The organism is Gloeomargarita sp. SKYB120, assembly GCA_025062155.1.
Classification (GTDB): Bacteria; Cyanobacteriota; Cyanobacteriia; order Gloeomargaritales; family Gloeomargaritaceae; genus Gloeomargarita.
Genome location: JANXAM010000020.1, coordinates 1 through 17,883, shown reverse-complemented (window position 1 = coordinate 17,883; position 17,883 = coordinate 1). Strand labels below are relative to the sequence as shown.

Sequence of the window (17,883 nt, the reverse complement as noted above, 5' to 3'; positions counted from 1 at the left end):
GGGCATGATGACGCCCCCACCGGCATTACTGGTTTTGGCCGACGGCACGGCTGTACGGGGCTACCGCTACGGCGCCAGGGGCACGGCCATCGGGGAAGTAGTGTTCAACACTGGCATGACCGGCTACCAGGAGGTCATCACTGACCCCAGCTACTGCGGCCAGATCGTCCTATTCACCTATCCCGAACTGGGCAATACCGGCGTCAACCCCGAGGACGAAGAATCTAGCCGGGTGCAGGTGCAGGGGATCATTGTCCGGCACGGGTGCCGCCAGCCCAGCAGTTGGCGGGCCACAGAATCCCTGCTGGCCTATTTGGAGCGGTGGCAAGTGGTGGGGATTACCGGTGTGGACACTCGGATGCTGACCCGGCGGCTGCGGGAACAGGGAGCCATGAACGGCGCGATTTCCACTGAAATCCTCGACCCCCAGGAGTTGCTGGACCAGGTTGCCCAGGCGCCCCCCATGACCGGTCTAAACCTGGTGCCCCGCGTGACCACGCCTCACGTGTACGAGTGGCAGACCCCCACCCCGAAAACCTGGGAATTTGCTTCACCACCAACCCGTCCTGACCCCTTCGTGGTGGTGGCGATAGATTTTGGGATTAAGTACAACATCCTGCGGCGACTGGCCAGTTACGGATGCCGGGTGATCGTGGTGCCGGCGACTGCCTCAGCAGCGGACATCTTGCGCTACGACCCGGATGGTATCTTTCTTTCCAACGGCCCTGGCGACCCGGCGGCGGTGACCGAGGGGATTCAAACGGTGCGGGAGCTGCTGAACAGCGGGCGGCCCATGTTTGGCATTTGTTTGGGACATCAGATTCTGGGATTGGCCTCCGGCGGCCAGACCTACAAGTTGAAATTCGGGCATCACGGGCTGAATCACCCAGTGGGAGCAGGACAACACGTTGCCATGAGCAGTCAAAATCATGGGTTTGCCCTAGCGCCGGAAACGCTTCCGCCCCAATGGCGCATCACGGATTGGAATCTCAACGACCAGACGGTGGCTGGACTGGCGCACCAGGAACTACCGGTGTTTTCGGTGCAGTACCATCCGGAGGCCAGCCCTGGCCCCCACGACGCTGACTATTACTTCGCCGAATTTGTCCGCCGCATGGAACAGTACCGGCGGCAGAAACGGGCGCGTTACCATAGTTAGAGATTTTTTTATCTTTCCCAGCATGTCACCCAAAGCAGCGACCCTGATGGTGGTGGACGGCTATAACGTCATCGGGGCTAAGTGGGACTTGCGCCAGGGCGACCTAGACCCCCACCGGCAAGCACTCATCGAACACCTGTGCAACTATAGCGCGATGCAGGGCTACGAGACCTACATCATCTTCGACGCCCACCGGTGCCCGCAGCCAGAGCGCTGGGAGCCGATTACGGACCGGGTGCAGGTGTGTTACACGGGGTATGGAACGACGGCAGACGCCTACATTGAGCGGTTTTGCGCCCAGCACCGAGGCCGTGACCAGCGGTTGATTGTGGTGACCTCCGACCGGTTGGCCTGGATGACCGCAGGAGGCTACGGCGCGGAGTGGATGTCATCTCAATCCCTATGGCAAGCTATCGCGCAGCTGGACTCCCAACACCGTTCTACAGCCTCCCCACGGCCGTCGCGGGGCTTACCCCAGGCCGTCCAAGCGCGGTTGCGGCAGTGGCTTGAGAACGATACGCTATGATGGCGGGTGTGTATCCGAGGGGGTGGAGCGATGATCACGGTTCCTGATTGGCTGAAGCCAGCGTTGCCCTTTTTTCATCCGGTGTTGATGTGGTTGCTGTTGGCCCTGAGTGGCTATGCCCTGTACACAGGGATCCAGGTGATTCGCACCCGCACCGCCAAGGGCGAAGAAAAAAGCCGCCTGCTCAAGGCTAAGTTTCGGGAGGTGCATTTTCAGGTCGGTGCCCTACTGCTCGTGCTGATGGTCTGGGGCACGCTAGGGGGGATGGCCGTCACGTACATCAACAATAAAAAACTGTTTGTGGGTCCCCATTTGCTGGTGGGCTTGAGCATGACGGGGTTGATTGCCTTTTCGGCGTCCCTGGCTCCCCTGATGCAGCAGGGGAAAGATTGGGCACGCGCGCTGCACATCACCATCAATGGCCTGGTGCTGGGGCTATTCGGCTGGCAGGCAGTGACCGGCATGCAGATTGTCCAGAAAATTCTCACCCAGGGCTAGTCACTCCCCGTAGTAAAAAGCCAGCGGTCACCAGCTTGGCATTCAAAAATCCATTCGCGAGCGCATGGTGTTAGCAACGCCGCTAGGTTGCCGATTGACCTCCAGGGTCATGACCTAGTTGGGTGGGAGTGGCGTCCTGTCCAAAATTTATCCTTCGCTCGCTCCACTGCCTCGGCACCTTGTATCTCCCCAGCACAAACGGTGGCAATACTCAAGGCTAGGTTCATCCCTGGGGGTACCGCCCCCGCTTCCTACTGCATGGCGCGGTTGATGGTCTGGTGCAAACGTTCCACCACCGGCGGGATGGGAATCGTGGGGTCGTTGAACACCGTCTGGGCGGTCAAGGGCGAACGTCCATAAAAAGCCTCGGTGCGGTCGCGATTAAACGAAATCTTCTGCCCGGCTAAACTCACACCGGCGAATAACCCAGCGCTGCGGGAATAGGCGTAAATATCCACGTTTCCCGGCGCATCGGTTGGTACAACGGCATTGCTCCCTACAGGTCCAGCGGCAACTCCCACATCTCCCCCTAAACTAAACGATTGTCGCAAGAGCGTCCGTACAGCCCGTTGGTTCATGAACACCAACACAATGTCTGAGGAGCGAGCGCCCACCTGGAGGCCCACACTCCCACCGGCAATATTGACAAAAATCGGGTTGCTCCAGCGACCGTTGTCATGTTTGACCGTAATGATGCCGGACCCACCCATCCCCCCAAAGATAAACCCAGCGCTGGTGACACCTGGCAAAATGGCAATCCCCCGGGCTTGACGCAACACGCTGCGGGGGATGCGCTGGTTTGGGTTGGCCATGAAGGACGCTAACGTATCGGCGGCGTTTTGAATTTGTTCGTCCAGGTCGCTGGCGCAAGCTGGTTGAGCAACAGTGATGACCACTGCCGGAATCAACCCCATGAGCAAACCGTAACGCATGCCCTTCACTCCCCTTGATGTTTATCGGCAGAGGACGTTGGCAGCCGGGTCCCAGTTCCCGTTGCACTCAGCCCATTTGTGCTATGAAAAAGGATAGATTTCTGAGCCGCAACCGATGGTGCTCTGGCAATCGGCGACGCGCCTGCGGTTTTCGCCCTGGGCAGAGGTCGTGGTCGGGCGGGGCCAGCAGGCACTGGTGCTGATGACGGTCATAACGCTGGTCCTGTTTGGTGGCATTGGCGGTCGGTTGGCCTACCTCCAGTTGGTCAAGGGCGAAGAGTTCCGGCAGATGGCGGATAACAACCGGATTCGCCTCATTCCCAAACCCCCCGACCGGGGTCGGATCTTTGACCGGCAGGGGCGCCTACTGGCTGGAAGCCGGTTATCCTACTCGGTATTCCTGTGGCCAGTTGCCCAGCGTCCCGAGGAATGGCCCCGCACCCTGGCGACCCTGGCCCGTCTGCTGGACATGCCTGAGAAGGAAATGCAAAATCGCCTGCAACGCGCGGGTTACTACTCCCCTTACCTGCTGCGACTGACGCGGGGGATTGGTCCAGCCCAGATTACGGCCCTGATGGAACACAGCGACCGGTTGCCGGGCGTGATTCTCAACGCCGAGCCGATCCGCCACTACCCCCACGGGGAATTGCTGGCCCATGTCATCGGCTACACGGGGGAGATTAGTGAGCAGGAGTTGAAAGCGCGTCAGCACCAGAACTACCGTCTGGGGGATGTGATTGGCCAGATGGGCATCGAGGCGGCACTAGAGCATCGCCTGCGGGGGGAATGGGGCGGCCAGCAGGTGGAGGTGGACGCGCGCGGCCAAGTGCTGCGGATTCTAGGGAAAAAGCCGTCGGTGGCTGGGCATGATGTGACCTTGACGCTGGATTTAGACTTGCAACGGGCGGCGGCACGCGCCTTAGGAACCCGGCGAGGCGCGATTGTTGCAATAGACCCCCGTGACGGGGCGGTGCGAGCGCTGGTGAGTTCTCCGAGCTTTGACCCCAACATCTTTTCCGGGCGGGTGACTCCCCAGCAGTGGCGGGAACTCCAACGGCGCAGTTTTCCGTTTGTGAATCGGGCGTTGCAGGTCTATCCTCCGGCCAGCACGTTCAAAGTGGTCACCACCACGGCGGCGCTGGAATCCGGGCGCTTTCGTCCCGACACAGTTCTCCCCACCTATCCCTTTATAACTGTGGGGGGCATCCAGTTCTGGGATTGGAACCGGGCAGGGTTCGGCCCGTTGGACTTCGTGGGGGCAATGGCCTGGAGCAGCGACACGTTTTTTTACCAGATTGCCCTAGGGACGAAGGCGGAACCGATTATTGAGTGGTCACGGCGCTACGGGTTTGGGGAAAAGACGGGGATCGAACTGGCAGCGGAGGAAGCGCCGGGGCTGGTTCCCGACGAGGCCTGGAAACGGGCAACTGTCAAGGAACCCTGGTACGCGGGTGATACAGTGAACATGTCCATCGGCCAGGGGTTTCTCCAGGTGTCGCCGTTGCAGTTGGCGGTGATGTTTGCGGTGGTGGCCAACGGGGGTTATCGGGTGCGTCCTCACCTTTACCGCGCGCCGGGAGACCCGCCGCCCCTGCGCACACCCATCGGTCTTAGCCCCACGACCTTGGACATCCTGCGACGCGGGTTGCGCCGGGTGGTGACCAGCGGCACAGGCACCGTGTTGAACGTGAGTCATCTCCCGCCCATTGCCGGCAAAAGCGGCACGGCTGAAGACCCACCCCGCCCGAGCCACACCTGGTTTGGGGCCTACGCGCCGGCGGATAAGCCAGAGATTGTGGTGGTGGCGTTTGGGGAAAATTCCGGCGGTGGGGGTGGCAGCGTGGCCGGCCCTATGGTGCTGCGGGTGCTCGAGACCTATTTTGCCCAGAAACGCCGATGAACAACTTACCGGTGATTTTGCTGGCCAGTCGTGAGCCGATCCTGCGGTTGGGCTTGTCCTCATGGCTGGAGCAACAGGGCTTGGCGCAGGTCATTACCACCGACCGGCCAGAGGAGCTACAGAATTTCTTGAGCGAGCGGTTACAGATGGCCCAGCCGCTCGTGAATTTGCTGGTGCTGGATTTGGAGGTCACCGACATTCCCCTGTGCCAATCCCTCAAGCGCCGTTATCCCCACTTGCCCATCCTAGCCCTGGGACCGCCGGCCAGCCGCGACCAGCTATTGGGGTATCAACAACTGGGTTTGGCGGCCTATGTCGAACGAACGACGCCGGCGCTGACTTTGTGGCGTTGGATGCAGGCGCTGCTGAGCGGCTATTCCCCCTGGCTACAGCCGGAACGGGTGACCCCCGCCTGGCGCTCCCACCTGTACCAGCAGGGGTTGCAGCAAATTGAAGCTGCGCTACGGCAGTGCGAGCAGTGGCAACAGCGCCCACGTCCTTGGTGGGAACGCCAGATCATCAAAGGCCGCCAACGGGAATTGCGCGCCGCGCGGTGGTTGCTCACGTGGCTCTGGCGACCGGGACCGGTGTTGGCGCCGCCGCCGCAGGTGGTGCGTCCCCCTATGGCATTGCCCCCAAGCGAACGAGTCAACCGGGTGCGCCAGGCGTTTAACCAGACCCTGCGCAATGACAGCGGCCTGCTGTTGGAAACGGACCTGCTGCGGTTTGAGAAGCAGCGGGAGCTGTGGAACACGGTTCTCAATCGCTGGGAGACCCTCCTGGCCGAGTTGATCGAGGCTCGTGTTACGGAGGCGGAGGTGACCCCGCGCATCCCGGACCTGCTACGGCGCCTGTGGCAGGAGTCCTTGACGGAGTTTGTCGGGCGATACTACACAATTGACGGGCAGGAGGTGCTAGAGACGCTCCTGGCGCAGCAGCCAACCGTTGAAACCTTGATCCTGGCGAAGATTCCGCTGGTGGAGGACCTGTTGCGCTATCACTTGTTTCAGGCGCCCCTGCAGATTGATGGGGTGTTGTACGCTGCCAACAGCCAAATTGCGGCGGACCACGCAGCGGCGCTCCTGGAAAACCTGGTCATCCAGGTAGCTAATGCCGTTGTCCAACCCCTGCTCAACTGCTTTCCCCACCACGACTCGGTCAAGCAGCGGTTTTACCGGCGCACCCTGATTTCCACGCGGGAGACCGAACGCCTGCGCAACCAGCTTTCCCAACGCTACCGCTGGCAGAAGTACTGGGAGGAACCCCGCGCCATCTTTGAAAGCCGCTATCAACTGCTGCGCATCCAAAACCAGGCGATTGTCACCTACCCGGTCTATGCGGGGCGAACGGCGGAACTGGCCCAACTGCGGGGCATCCCCTGGCTGGTCACCCTGTGGCTAGAGTTCCAGGATGCCATAGCGCCCGTGCTACGGGCGATTGCCAACTACCTGGGGCGCACCACAGCCTACCTGTTGACGCGGATCATTGGGCGCGGTCTGGGACTCATTGGGCGGGGGATTTTGCAGGGCATTGGCAGTACGTTGCAGAACAACCAAACCCCGGAGTCCTCCCAACTTTAGGGCAAAAAAACAACCCCCTGGTCCTCACCAGCGGGTTGCGCCCATCCCACAGGAGTTGTCAGCCCTTAGCCCATGAACCACTCCTCCACCGCCTCTTCGCGGGTGTTGGTGCGGCGCGACAGGGTGCGGCGGTCGAAGGTCATGTGGATTTCGCGGGTCTGCTCCCCGTCAGCGGCTACCGCAAAGATGGGGAAATCCAGGTTGCCATCGGGGAAGCTCATCTGGAACCGGAACGTGCCGTCGGGATTGAGTTGAATCTTGCGACCCCCCACGGTCACCGTCGCATCCGGCTCTGTCGCTCCGTAGACAATCAATTCCGCATCGGCCACCAGCCAGAACTTGCGGGGGCGCATCGGCGGGATTGAAGCGGCAAACCCAACGCCCGACATCCCAATCCCCGACAGCGTGGGAATAGCCCAGCGCCCAATCCCCGATGGGAACACGTAGGAACTCACGGCAAACTCGGCACTGCTGACCAGGGAGCCAGGCACGTGCTGCATCGAGCCGTACAGGGAACCCGCCACCCGCATGGATTCAGCCGCCGCCGCCCGTTGCATCACCTCGTCGTACACCGGCGTTTCTGCAGCTGGTTGTCGCTCGCTGGGGGGCACCAATTGGAAGAACCGCCGGCCCCGCAGGTCCTCCTCAAACCCCACCGTGATGAAGTGGTCCTCGACCCAATCCGAGGGATAGACCGGTGGAATCCGCACCGCCGCTGACCGCGCCAGGCTCAACCACCGCCCGTCTGCGGTGCGATAGCCAATTTCCACCACATAGTCTCGGTCGCTTACAGGAATCGGCAAGTACCATTCCCGGGCCAGTTCATCGCAGGCATACTCCTGCACACTGTGGGGTGCCTGCACTTCCAAGTTGATATTCGTAACGTCGTACAGGCGCAGCGCCAATTGCTGCCCGCCCTGTTTGCGCCGCTCCTCCCGTGCTTCGTTGGGAATATCCCAGTAGGCATAGGCCCATTGGGGGTCGCGGGGCATTAGGACAATCCGGCTCTCGCCATAGCCCCCCGGTAAATCGGGTAGGCCCTCATCCACATCCTGCAATGCCGTTGCCGTCAGGGTTTGCGCCGGCATGGTCGGTTTGTCACTGTCCACGGTCGTTTGCGCCTCCTGCGTCGTGGGGGATTGATGGGAACGAGTGGTTTGTAACTCTGCCGCCCGAATTGCTGTGACCAGATAGGACTTGCGCATCCGGCTATAGCGAGCGATGCCCAACTCGCTGGCCAGGCGACGCAATTCCCGCAGGGTCATCTCCTCCAGCGGCACATCTTTCTGGGTCATATCGGGAACCCGTACCACGGGATCACAACGTTACCCTGCACTTTACGCAAAAAATCCCCAGGGATCAAGCGCCCAACCCCGGTTTGATGCCGTGAAATTGCCCTGCTATCGCCAAAATGTCAAGATTTCTTGAGATCTACCATGTGTTGCACCACCGCTTGGGCAAATCCCGAGCAGGACAGGGGCGGGTCCACGGGCGGTTCCATCAGGCGGGCGAGGTCGTAGGTGACCTGGCGCTGGGCAATAGCCCGTCCCAGGGCCTGGTGAATCAAATCCGCAGCCTCCTGCCAGCCCAAAAACTCCAACAGCATGGCTCCCGACAGGATCAGGGAGCTGGGGTTTACTCGGTCTTGACCCGCATACTTAGGCGCGGTGCCGTGGGTGGCCTCAAAAATGGCGCAGGTATCCCCCAGGTTAGCCCCCGGTCCCATGCCCAACCCGCCGACCATGGCTGCTGCGGCATCCGAGAGATAATCTCCGTTGAGGTTCATCGTCGCCAGGATGGAATACTCCTGAGGGCGGGTCTGGATTTGTTGAAAGATATTATCGGCAATCCGGTCGTTAACCATGACTTTGTGGCGCCAGCGCCCTTGACCATGACTTTCCCCAATTGTGTCCAGCACCCGCTGCACCTCGGCGCACAAAGCGGCTTGCTTGGCACTGGGCAAATGGTCAAACCCCGGCTCGATCAGACGCGCGTTTTCCGCAACCGACAAACCGGGATTTTTTTCCACATTCTCCAGAATCCAGGATTCCCGCTCCGTCACGCACTGCTGGCGAAATTCCGTTTGCACCAGCTCGTAACCCCAGTCCCGGAACGCCCCCTCCGTGTACTTCATGATGTTGCCCTTGTGGACCAGGGTGACCGTTTGTTTTCCCGGCGGCAAGCGCAGGGCGTGTTGGATGGCTCGCCGGATCAGGCGTTGGGAACCCGTTTTGCTGATGGGTTTGATGCCGATGCCGCTTTCGAGCGGAATTCGCTTGCCCTGATGCTCCGGCGTGTTGGGGATGAATTGCTCGTTGAGCAGTTGTATCAGTTGGCGCGCCATCTGGCTCTCAGCAGGCCATTCGATCCCTAGGTAAATGTCTTCCGTGTTTTCGCGGTAGATGATGAGGTCAATCAGTTCTGGGTGACGGTGAGGCGATGGCGTGCCAGGGTAATAGCGACAGGGGCGGATGCAGGCGTACAGGTCAAAGATTTGACGCAGGGCCACGTTCAGGGAGCGAATCCCACCCCCGACGGGGGTTGTCAATGGTCCCTTAATAGCCACGCCGTACTCGCGAATCGCCGTCAGCGTGTCCTGGGGAAGGTACTGCAACTCGCCGTACACGGCACAGGCCTCGTCCCCGGCATAGACCTTGAACCAGTGGATTTTCCGCGTTCCCCCGTAGCTCAGGCGCACGGCCTCATCCAACACCAGGCGGGTCGCCGGCCAGATGTCCACGCCAATGCCATCGCCGCGGATGTAGGGGATGATGGGCTGGTCCGGCACCTGGGGCAACCCCTGCACAAACGTAATGCGTTCGCCCTCAGGCGGTGGAGTGATTTTTTCGTACATGGGTCAACCGTTGACTATCGGGTGTAATTTACCATAGGGAGCTTCACGGGCGTCCAGAGTATTGCAATCGCTGCTCAACCGTCAGTTGGATTTGGGGGCGTATGTGTGATTCGTCCAAACAGTGACCTTTTGTTCAGCGGGGTCAACAATCCAGTACTCGGCAACACCCCAACTCCAAAACGGCAAGCTCTGATTTCTCATTGCTCTAGAACACCCAATCGCACAATTTGCTCGTAAGCGACATGACAAGGATTTCTCCGTCGGCCAGTTCTACCCGACTACCTGTCAAAGTCAATTTTTTCCCTGACTTACCACGGCAATCGCTCGGCCCACCTCCACATCTGCGGGTGTAACCAGTACACGATAGCGACAAAAACAGCAACTCCCGCATAGGCTGGGCGTAAAAATTCAGAGAGCACTAACTTTTGTTTGCCTTCCCAAATCGCTTTGAAGGGAATGATGGAAGTCTGCGCTTTTAGAACCGCAAAGGCTTCGGGATACCGTTGCCCCCAGCGCCGGTCGCCATGCCAGACGCCAAACAAGTGATAGGCGATTAACCCCAGGGATGTCACCAGCGCAAACGAACTGCCAATCCACAAGGTATGGGCGATACACCATAGGGTTTGGCCCACCATCTGGGGATGGCGACAGATACGGATAATGCCCTGGGTATAGAGATGCACTTGCGGTTTTTGAATCGCAGCGATCTCCCCCAAGTTAAACGTCGCCGGATAGAGAAATAGAAAGGCAATCACGGTGAGAACCGCCACTAGCGCCCGTATCCCCGGCACGTCCTGCACTTGCCACAACTGCACCCCGTCGTAGCGGTGTTTCAAGAAATAAGCCAGCATCGGGACGGCAATCAGCAAGCTCAAACTGGCAAACAGCACGCGGTACCCACGCGCGCCCAGGACCTTTTCCCCACGGGGTCGTAAGGCAGCAAGACCGCTATGGACCAAGGCAAACCCGAGCAACCACCCCAGGATAACGACGTGGGACATGTATCGCTAGTGGACCGCGCCCCGTTGAATCGGCGTCCCCTTGCGCACAATATCAGTTAGCACATCCAACGCCCGCGCAAATTGGGGGTCCGCCGGTGTGCCAATCGCTCGGTCCCGGATAATTCTTTCCCGCTGCTCGTCCGTGAGACTGATTTCCACATCCGGCTTGATGCCCTCCTTGTTGATGTCGCGACCATTGGGCGTCAAATAGCGGGCAATAGTAATCGCCACACCCGAACCGTCCTGGAGTTCCCGCACCGATTGCACCAGCCCTTTGCCAAAGGTTTTTGTACCCACCAACACCGCCCGGCGATTGTCCTGCAATGCCCCGGCCAGGATTTCACTCGCGCTTGCAGAACCTCCATCCACCAGCACCACCAAGGGCCGGTTGGTCAAAGGCCGTCGCGACGCTTCGTACCGCTCCGCTTCCCCGGCGCGTGTCACTGTCGAAACAATCGTGCCCCGTTCCATCCACATGCGGGCAATTTCAATACTCGCTTGCAACAGGCCCCCTGGATTCGACCGCAAATCCAGAATGTAACCAATTACCCCTTGGGACTCCAGCTTGCGAATCGCCTCGCGCATGTCTTGGGGAGAATTGGCGTTGAACTGGGTCATGCGGATATAGCCCACCTTGCCCGCCGGCGTTTCCCGCACCTCGTGCCGCACCGCATGGAGTTCAATCCGTTCCCGTTTCAACGTAAAGGTCAAAAGCTGACCGCCCCGCTCAATCACCAAGGTTACCGTCGTCCCCGGTTTGCCGCGAATCAGGGACACCGCCTCGTTGATGTCCATGCCCTTGGTGCTGCGCCCGTCAATGGAGACAATGTAGTCCTGGGCTAAGATACCCGCCCGCGCCGCCGGCGTATCTTCAATCGGGGCAATCACCACCAGCCGGTTCGTTTTTTCCTCCTGCGCCAATTGGATGCCAACCCCGTGCAATTCCCCCGAGGTATCCATCCGCAGGTTGGCAAATTGTTTGGGGTCGAGGAAGCGCGTGTAGGGGTCGCCCAGTTTTTCCAGCATCTCGCGGATAGCCTTGTAGGCTTCTTCCTTGCTGCTGTATTCCCGGCTGAGATACTGCTGGCGGACTTGCTTCCAGTTGGTCTGGTTAAACGACGGGTCCACGTAGTCCCGGTAAATGAGCTGCCAGACCTCATCCACCAGTTGCTTGGGACTTTCTTTCAAGCTGGCCCAACTCTGTTTCCCTACACCGGTGGCCAAGAAGCTAACTGCTACTGTTGCTGTCGCTCCGATGGCTACGCCCCGCGCCCATTGCTGGTGTGTCATGATGCATCCCCCTATGTTGTTGTGTCTGCCGGCGGATCAACCCAACGGCCATCCGCTTTGATGAGATTAATCAACTCTGTTACGCCTTCCGACTCGGGCACCCGTTTGATTTCCTCCCGACCGCGATACAGGGCAATTACCCCTGGCGTTTTCCCGACATACCCATAATCTGCGTCCGCCATTTCCCCTGGCCCGTTGACAATGCACCCCATCACGGCAATGTTCAAGCCAGTCAGGTGCTTCGTCGCTTCCCGAACCTTGTGCAAGACCTCCTCCAGGTTAAACAACGTGCGGCCACACGACGGACAGGCCACATACTCGACCATCGTCCGGCGTAGCCCCAGAGCCTGTAGAATACTGTAGCATACCGGAATTTCCTTCTCCGGCGCTTCTGTCAACGACACCCGAATCGTATCGCCAATCCCTTCTGCTAGCAGGGTGGCAATCCCCGCCGTGGACTTGATGCGACCGTATTCCCCATCGCCTGCTTCGGTCACCCCGATATGGAGTGGGTAATCCATCCCCAGTTCATCCATGCGCTTGACCATCAGGCGATTGGCGGCAATCATCACCGGCACCCGCGACGCCTTGAGAGAAATCACCAGGTTGCGGAAATCTAGCGATTCGCAGATGCGGATAAATTCCAGCGCCGATTCCACCATCCCTTCGGGCGTATCCCCGTAGGTAAACAACATGCGCTCTGCCAGGGACCCGTGGTTGACCCCAATGCGCATCGCCTTGCCTTCGGCCTTGAGCAACTTTACCAGGGGCGCTAGGGTATCCCGGATTTTTTCCGCAATTTCATCGAACTCCGCCTGGGTGTATTCCGTGCGATTGGGCTTGGGTTTCTCGAACACATACAACCCTGGATTGACCCGCACCTTGTCCACATGCTTGGCCACCTCCAGCGCAATTTTCATGCCGTTGTGGTGGACATCCGCCACCAGGGGTACGTCCATGTATTGCTGTCGTAGTTTCTGGCGAATTTCCCCAACGGCGTGGGCATGGGCCAAGCTAGGCACCGTCACCCGCACAATCTCGCACCCCAGCCGATGCAACCGTTCAATCGCTTTGGCCGATGCCTCCACATCCAGCGTGTCCTCGTTGATCATGGACTGTACAACAATGGGATGGTCGCCGCCAATGGTTACGTTTCCCACGCGCACGGGGCGGGTGCGCCGACGCGGAAATGTAACGGGCAAATCGGTATAGGGCGTAGATGCTGGCTTTTCCAGGGTCTGCATAACTCAGGGATGGATACACCGCTTGCCTTCAATTCTAGTGCCTGGGGCGGCTAGGAGGAAGGTCACACCTGGCTGAGTTCGAGGATATGGCCGTCCGGGTCCTGGGTAAACAACGCCGCCCGTCCTGAGGTACTTTTCTGCACTGGATAACCGGCAGCACGCAATTCCTGTTCGGCCTGCGCTAAATCCTTGACGGCAAACGCCAGGTGTGGGTTGCGTCCCCAGCGATGGGGGTCGGGTCGTTCTGGGTGGACGTGGGGCTGTTCGATGAGATGAATCTGCACCCCGCCAATTTCATACCAGACGCCAGGGAAATTCAAGGCGCGATGCACCGGTTGCAGGCCCAGCACCCCTTCGTAAAACGCTTGCGCCCGTTGCAGGTCCCGCACCGTGATGGCGGTGTGGAGATAGGCCGTGAGTTGCATAGTCGGTCGGCATCAGGGGACTTATTTGCCATCTTAATTGCCGAATCCAGTGGTAGGGTCATGGTCCGTCACCACTTGCGCAAGCAACGCCGGCCAGTCGAGTTGCCCAGACGGGTGGGTCATCCGCAGCCATAACAAAAACTCCCGGTTGCCTGCCGGTCCCAGCAAGGGGGATGCCGTGAGGCCCTGCACATGCCAGCCCAAGGTTGTAGCGGCCTGGGCGACGGATTGAATGGCCTGCGCCTGCGCTTGGGGCGACCGCACGACACCGCCTTTGCCCACCTGTTCCCGGCCCACTTCAAACTGGGGTTTCACTAGCACCACTAGCTCGCGCGGGGGTAAGAGTAAATGCCACACGGCGGGCAGTACCTTCGTGACTGAAATAAATGACAAGTCCAAGACCCCTAAATCGGGCCAGGGGTCGTCAGGGCCGTAAATCTGTTCCGGTTGCAAATACCGCAGGTTGGTGCGCTCTAAGAGTTTCAAACGGGGGTCCTGCCGCAATTGCCAGGCCACTTGCCCATAACCCACATCCACGCCATAAACGCGCCGCGCGCCCGCCTGGAGTAAACAATCTGTAAACCCGCCTGTTGAAATCCCCCCATCGAGCGCCACACGGCCAGCCACGGCAATACCAAATGTACACAGGGCATGGGCCAGTTTTTCGCCACCCCGCGAAACGTAGGGCGCCCGCGACTGGATAGTAATGGCGCTGTCTGCTGGCACGAGCGCTCCTGGCTTGTCCACCACCTGGCGATTGACCTGCACCCAACCCGCCTGAATCGCCCGACGCGCCTGCTCACGGGTGGGAAAGTGCCCCTGGGTGACCAGCAGCGTATCCAGCCGTTCCTTCAAGGGTTAAACGTCTTGCTCGCTCAAGCCCTGGGCTAGGTAGTCAAAGGGTTCGGCAATGAAATCGCCGGTAATACCCGCCTGCGCTGCCATCGCCTGTACTTTTTCCTTTAATATCTGAATGCCCCGCACCGATGGCCCCAAGGGAACCCCCAGCGAATTATAGGTTTCCCGCAGTCCTTCGAGCACCCGTTCGTCCAAGACATCGTTGTTGCCGGCCACCAGGGCATAACTGGCATAGCGCAGGAAGTAATCCATGTCCCGCAGGCAGGTGGCGTAGCGCCGGGTGGTATAGGCGTTGCCCCCCGGACGGATCAACTCCGGCTGCTCGGTAAACAATTGGGAGGCGGCGGCACGCACCAAATTGGCGGCTTCGGCAGTGATCATCCGCGCCACCTGCACCCGCGCCAACCCCGTATCAAAGTAGGCTTGTAAACGCTCAATTCCATTCCGGTCAAAGTAACGTCCGGCTAGGTCATAACGGGCGATTAAACTGGTGATGGCATCTCGCATGGCGTTGTCTAAAAAATCTAGGGATTGAAAGTCCAGCAAATAGATTACCACGAGAACCCCATCGGGCGACGGTTCGTTGCACTCTGTAACCATGACCCCGCCAGTAAATGGTATCCCAAGATACAAACACCCAGCGCGCTTGCTGCCTAAAATCGGCGCATTGTGGACGCGAGCAGATGTTCAGGAGCAGTGCTGATGGCAAAGACGGCGCAGGACGTTTTACAGATGATTCGGGACCAGAATATCCGCATGGTGGACCTGAAGTTTGTGGATATGCTGGGGGTGTGGCAACACTGCAGTTATGCCAGCGAGTTGATTGACGAGAACACGTTTGAGGTAGGCATGCCCTTTGACGGGTCGAGTATCCGGGGCTGGAAGACCATTAATGAGTCCGATATGTTAATGCGTCCCGACCCAGCGACCGCCTGGATTGACCCGTTCATGTCGGAACCCACCCTGAGCATGATCTGCACGATTTGGGAACCGCGCACAGGGAGTACCTACGGGCGGTGTCCCCGGGCGATTGCCCAGCGCGCCGCCGATTACCTGATCAGCACCGGGATTGGAGACGTGGCCTACTTCGGGCCGGAAGCAGAATTTTTCGTGTTTGATGACGTGCGTTTTGACCAGCGGGAGTTCGAGTGCTACTACCATGTGGACTCGATTGAGGGGCGCTGGAATAGTGGTCGCGTCGAAGAAGGGGGCAACCTAGGCTACAAACCCCGCTACAAGGAGGGCTATTTCCCCGTGTCGCCTAGCGATACGCTCCAGGATTTGCGCACGGAAATGCTGCTGACGATGGCGGCCTGCGGGGTGCCGGTTGAAAAACATCACCATGAGGTGGCGACTGGGGGGCAATGCGAGTTGGGGTTCCGGTTCTCACCCCTGGTAACAGCGGCGGACTACCTGATGACCTATAAGTATGTAATCAAAAACGTGGCGCGGCGGCGGGGGAAGACGGCGACTTTTATGCCCAAGCCCCTGTTTAACGACAATGGTTCGGGGATGCACACCCACCAGTCGATTTGGAAGGACGGGCAGCCCCTGTTTGCCGGAGATAAGTACGCGGGGTTGAGCCAAGTCGCCTTATGGTACATTGGGGGCCTGCTGAAGCACGCGCCGGCGCTCCTGGCGTTTACCAATCCCACGACCAATTCCTACAAGCGGCTGGTGCCGGGGTTTGAGGCGCCTGTGAACCTGGTTTATTCCCAGGGCAACCGCTCGGCAGCGATTCGGATTCCAGTGACGGGAGACAATCCCAAGGCCAAGCGGCTGGAGTTCCGTTGCCCAGACCCCATGTGCAACCCTTACCTGGCATTCTCAGCCATGATGATGGCGGGTCTGGATGGGATCAAAAACCAGATTGACCCGGGCGAACCACTGGATAAGAACATCTACGAACTCACGCCGGAGGAACTAGCGCAGGTGCCTTCGACGCCGGGTTCGCTAGAGGATGCCTTGTCCGCTTTGGAAAAAGACCACGAGTTTTTGCTAGCGGGCGGGGTGTTTTCAGAGGACTTTATCGAGAACTGGATCAACTGGAAGCTGGACAACGAAGTTAACCCTATGCGTCTACGGCCCCATCCCTACGAGTTTGCCCTCTACTACGACGGTTGAGGGTTCGACGGCAGCCGTGATGGCAACCTCCAACTGCAACGCCTCTGCCTTGGGCGGAGGCTTTTTTTAACCGTTCCTAAAGCTATGGACATTTCTCCACAGGCTGCTGGGCAAACGGCACTCCCAACAACTTCTCCCACCGCCAACGGAATCCCACCGGCAAGCCACTGTTGCACGCAAACCAGGCTCGCGGATGGTCAGGTGGCCGGAGACTCACACGACCCAGTGACTGCGGTACGACCGCCGCTCGCACCTGAGCAAAAGCCTGTCAAAACGCCCACCCATGCTGCTCCCGATTCCTTGCAGGTAGGGAAAAGGTGCCGTGGACAGCGCGCCAAAGAACAAGCGGACTTTCTACCCAGGCGCAGGACGCTTCTATAGCAGGAAACATTTAGGTTGTCGCGCTTGAGAAGCAACCAACAGGAAAACATGTAGGTTCCCGGTTGCTGCCCATGTCAAGCATTCTGTGCTCAGCTATAACCAAACCCCCTGTGGTTTGGCCAATCCCTTGACTTCGTTGACAGATATTCATCTCTGGCTACAAAAGTGCATAAATTGCTAACCCAACCGGCGAATCGCCTGGCGAATCCACACCTCCACGTCGGTTGTCTGCTGGCACTGGGGGTCTTGACGCAGTTGGGCCAGGGCCTGGCTAATTTCGGCGGTTGTATAACCCAGGGCGCTCAGGGTCAATGTAATTTCTTCCTGTAGCGTTGCGGGCAGGGTCACAGCGCCTTCTTCGCATGGGATGCCCGACCACTGTTGCAATGGCTGTCGTAGTTCCAGTGCCAGACGCTGGGCTGTCTTCGGGCCGACGCCGGGGGTTTGGCTGAGCAGTGCGACATTGCCGTTGACAATCGCCTGCACCAGTTCCGCCGGGGTAAAGGTGTCCAGCAGGGTCAAGGCCAGTTGCGGGCCAACACCATTGACGCGCAGCAGTTGCCGGAACAAATCCCGTTCAGTCGCACTCGCAAAGCCGTAGAGCGCCAGTTGCTCATCGCGGCACTGGAGATGGGTGAAGAGCTGAGCGCTCTGGCCAGGGGTGAGCGTCTGGGCGCATCGTTGTCCCACCTGGACTTCCCAGCCAATCCCCTGCACCAGTAACGTGACCAGCCATTTCCCCGTTGCTGGGTTGATAGATAACACCTGCCCCTGGAGACACCCAATCATTCCCGTTTCTGGAAAATGTACGGCCCCATGAGTGCGCCCCACAACGCTTGGCCCGTTTGCGGGTCCACTCCCCGGTCGTAACTGATAAACGTGGTGGGATTCACCCGCCAGCCAATGTCCACTTGCCGTTTTTGTCCCTGGTACTCAAATTCGCACCGGTAGCCGGGTCGTATCTGGGCGTGAAATTCTCCATTCTTGTACTGCACGTCCAGCACGCAACCGGGCAAGGGCAGTAGGTCGGCTTCGGTGAGGTGAATCAATCGCGCCGGTTCCTGACCACACCCGCGCCAGCGTTCCGGTTCTCGACAAGCATAGTACTGCA

The 17,883-nt window shown here is 59.3% G+C and carries 17 protein-coding genes; 6 read left to right on the top strand and 11 right to left on the bottom strand.

Annotation, left to right across the window (positions count from 1 at the left end):
• The first annotated feature begins 4 nt into the window (after positions 1 to 4).
• The 3 genes from carA to NZ705_08190 are packed head-to-tail and all read left to right on the top strand — an operon-like array spanning position 5 to position 2,183.
• Positions 5 to 1,159 carry a glutamine-hydrolyzing carbamoyl-phosphate synthase small subunit gene (gene carA, locus NZ705_08200; GenBank protein ID MCS7292936.1) on the top strand — a complete coding sequence of 385 codons (1,155 nt, stop codon included), beginning with the start codon at positions 5 to 7 and terminating at the stop codon, positions 1,157 to 1,159.
• A gap of 22 nt (positions 1,160 to 1,181) precedes the next feature.
• A complete protein-coding gene (locus tag NZ705_08195) occupies positions 1,182 to 1,685 on the top strand; it encodes an NYN domain-containing protein (GenBank protein ID MCS7292935.1) in 504 nt (167 codons plus the stop codon).
• Positions 1,686 to 1,715: 30 nt separating this feature from the next.
• On the top strand, positions 1,716 to 2,183 hold the full coding sequence (locus tag NZ705_08190; GenBank protein ID MCS7292934.1) for a DUF4079 domain-containing protein: 468 nt from the start codon (positions 1,716 to 1,718) through the stop codon (positions 2,181 to 2,183).
• 251 nt (positions 2,184 to 2,434) lie between these two features.
• Here NZ705_08190 and NZ705_08185 read toward each other — a convergent pair whose 3' ends face one another.
• Positions 2,435 to 3,115 (bottom strand): lipid-binding SYLF domain-containing protein, encoded by a 681-nt coding sequence (locus NZ705_08185; protein MCS7292933.1) that lies wholly within the window; start codon positions 3,113 to 3,115, stop codon positions 2,435 to 2,437.
• 115 nt (positions 3,116 to 3,230) lie between these two features.
• On the opposite strand from NZ705_08185, the gene mrdA reads away from it, so the two are divergent.
• Both mrdA and NZ705_08175 read left to right on the top strand, forming a co-directional pair.
• A complete protein-coding gene (gene mrdA, locus NZ705_08180) occupies positions 3,231 to 5,015 on the top strand; it encodes a penicillin-binding protein 2 (GenBank protein ID MCS7292932.1) in 1,785 nt (594 codons plus the stop codon).
• Positions 5,012 to 6,595, top strand: a complete 1,584-nt coding sequence (locus NZ705_08175) for a DUF3685 domain-containing protein (protein MCS7292931.1) — start codon at positions 5,012 to 5,014, stop codon at positions 6,593 to 6,595. The genes mrdA and NZ705_08175 overlap by 4 nt, the downstream gene beginning before the upstream one ends.
• A gap of 65 nt (positions 6,596 to 6,660) precedes the next feature.
• Here NZ705_08175 and NZ705_08170 read toward each other — a convergent pair whose 3' ends face one another.
• The 8 genes from NZ705_08170 to apcB form a co-directional block, all read right to left on the bottom strand.
• Positions 6,661 to 7,890: a DUF4912 domain-containing protein gene (locus NZ705_08170; protein MCS7292930.1), complete on the bottom strand. Its 1,230-nt coding sequence runs from the start codon at positions 7,888 to 7,890 to the stop codon at positions 6,661 to 6,663.
• Between the two features lie 119 nt (positions 7,891 to 8,009).
• The gene (locus NZ705_08165; GenBank protein ID MCS7292929.1) at positions 8,010 to 9,449 is read right to left on the bottom strand and encodes an NADP-dependent isocitrate dehydrogenase; all 1,440 of its coding nucleotides are present in this window, start codon (positions 9,447 to 9,449) and stop codon (positions 8,010 to 8,012) included.
• Between the two features lie 308 nt (positions 9,450 to 9,757).
• The gene (locus NZ705_08160; protein MCS7292928.1) at positions 9,758 to 10,450 is read right to left on the bottom strand and encodes an NnrU family protein; all 693 of its coding nucleotides are present in this window, start codon (positions 10,448 to 10,450) and stop codon (positions 9,758 to 9,760) included.
• A gap of 6 nt (positions 10,451 to 10,456) precedes the next feature.
• Positions 10,457 to 11,740, bottom strand: coding sequence for a S41 family peptidase (locus NZ705_08155; GenBank protein ID MCS7292927.1), 1,284 nt, complete (start codon positions 11,738 to 11,740; stop codon positions 10,457 to 10,459).
• A gap of 11 nt (positions 11,741 to 11,751) precedes the next feature.
• Positions 11,752 to 12,984 (bottom strand): (E)-4-hydroxy-3-methylbut-2-enyl-diphosphate synthase, encoded by a 1,233-nt coding sequence (ispG, locus tag NZ705_08150; protein MCS7292926.1) that lies wholly within the window; start codon positions 12,982 to 12,984, stop codon positions 11,752 to 11,754.
• 62 nt (positions 12,985 to 13,046) lie between these two features.
• Complete coding sequence (locus tag NZ705_08145) at positions 13,047 to 13,409, bottom strand: VOC family protein (protein ID MCS7292925.1); 363 nt, start codon at positions 13,407 to 13,409, stop codon at positions 13,047 to 13,049.
• A 33-nt stretch (positions 13,410 to 13,442) separates the two neighbouring features.
• Positions 13,443 to 14,264 carry a TlyA family RNA methyltransferase gene (locus tag NZ705_08140; protein MCS7292924.1) on the bottom strand — a complete coding sequence of 274 codons (822 nt, stop codon included), beginning with the start codon at positions 14,262 to 14,264 and terminating at the stop codon, positions 13,443 to 13,445.
• Between the two features lie 3 nt (positions 14,265 to 14,267).
• Positions 14,268 to 14,867 (bottom strand): allophycocyanin subunit beta, encoded by a 600-nt coding sequence (apcB, locus tag NZ705_08135; GenBank protein ID MCS7292923.1) that lies wholly within the window; start codon positions 14,865 to 14,867, stop codon positions 14,268 to 14,270.
• 102 nt (positions 14,868 to 14,969) lie between these two features.
• Between apcB and glnA the strand changes: the two genes are divergently transcribed.
• Positions 14,970 to 16,391: a type I glutamate--ammonia ligase gene (gene glnA, locus NZ705_08130; protein ID MCS7292922.1), complete on the top strand. Its 1,422-nt coding sequence runs from the start codon at positions 14,970 to 14,972 to the stop codon at positions 16,389 to 16,391.
• A 558-nt stretch (positions 16,392 to 16,949) separates the two neighbouring features.
• Here glnA and ruvA read toward each other — a convergent pair.
• Complete coding sequence (gene ruvA, locus NZ705_08125; GenBank protein ID MCS7292921.1) at positions 16,950 to 17,561, bottom strand: Holliday junction branch migration protein RuvA; 612 nt, start codon at positions 17,559 to 17,561, stop codon at positions 16,950 to 16,952.
• Positions 17,558 to 17,883 (bottom strand): chromophore lyase CpcT/CpeT (locus NZ705_08120; protein ID MCS7292920.1); only part of this gene is annotated, 326 nt, incomplete at its 5' end. The genes ruvA and NZ705_08120, both read right to left, overlap by 4 nt.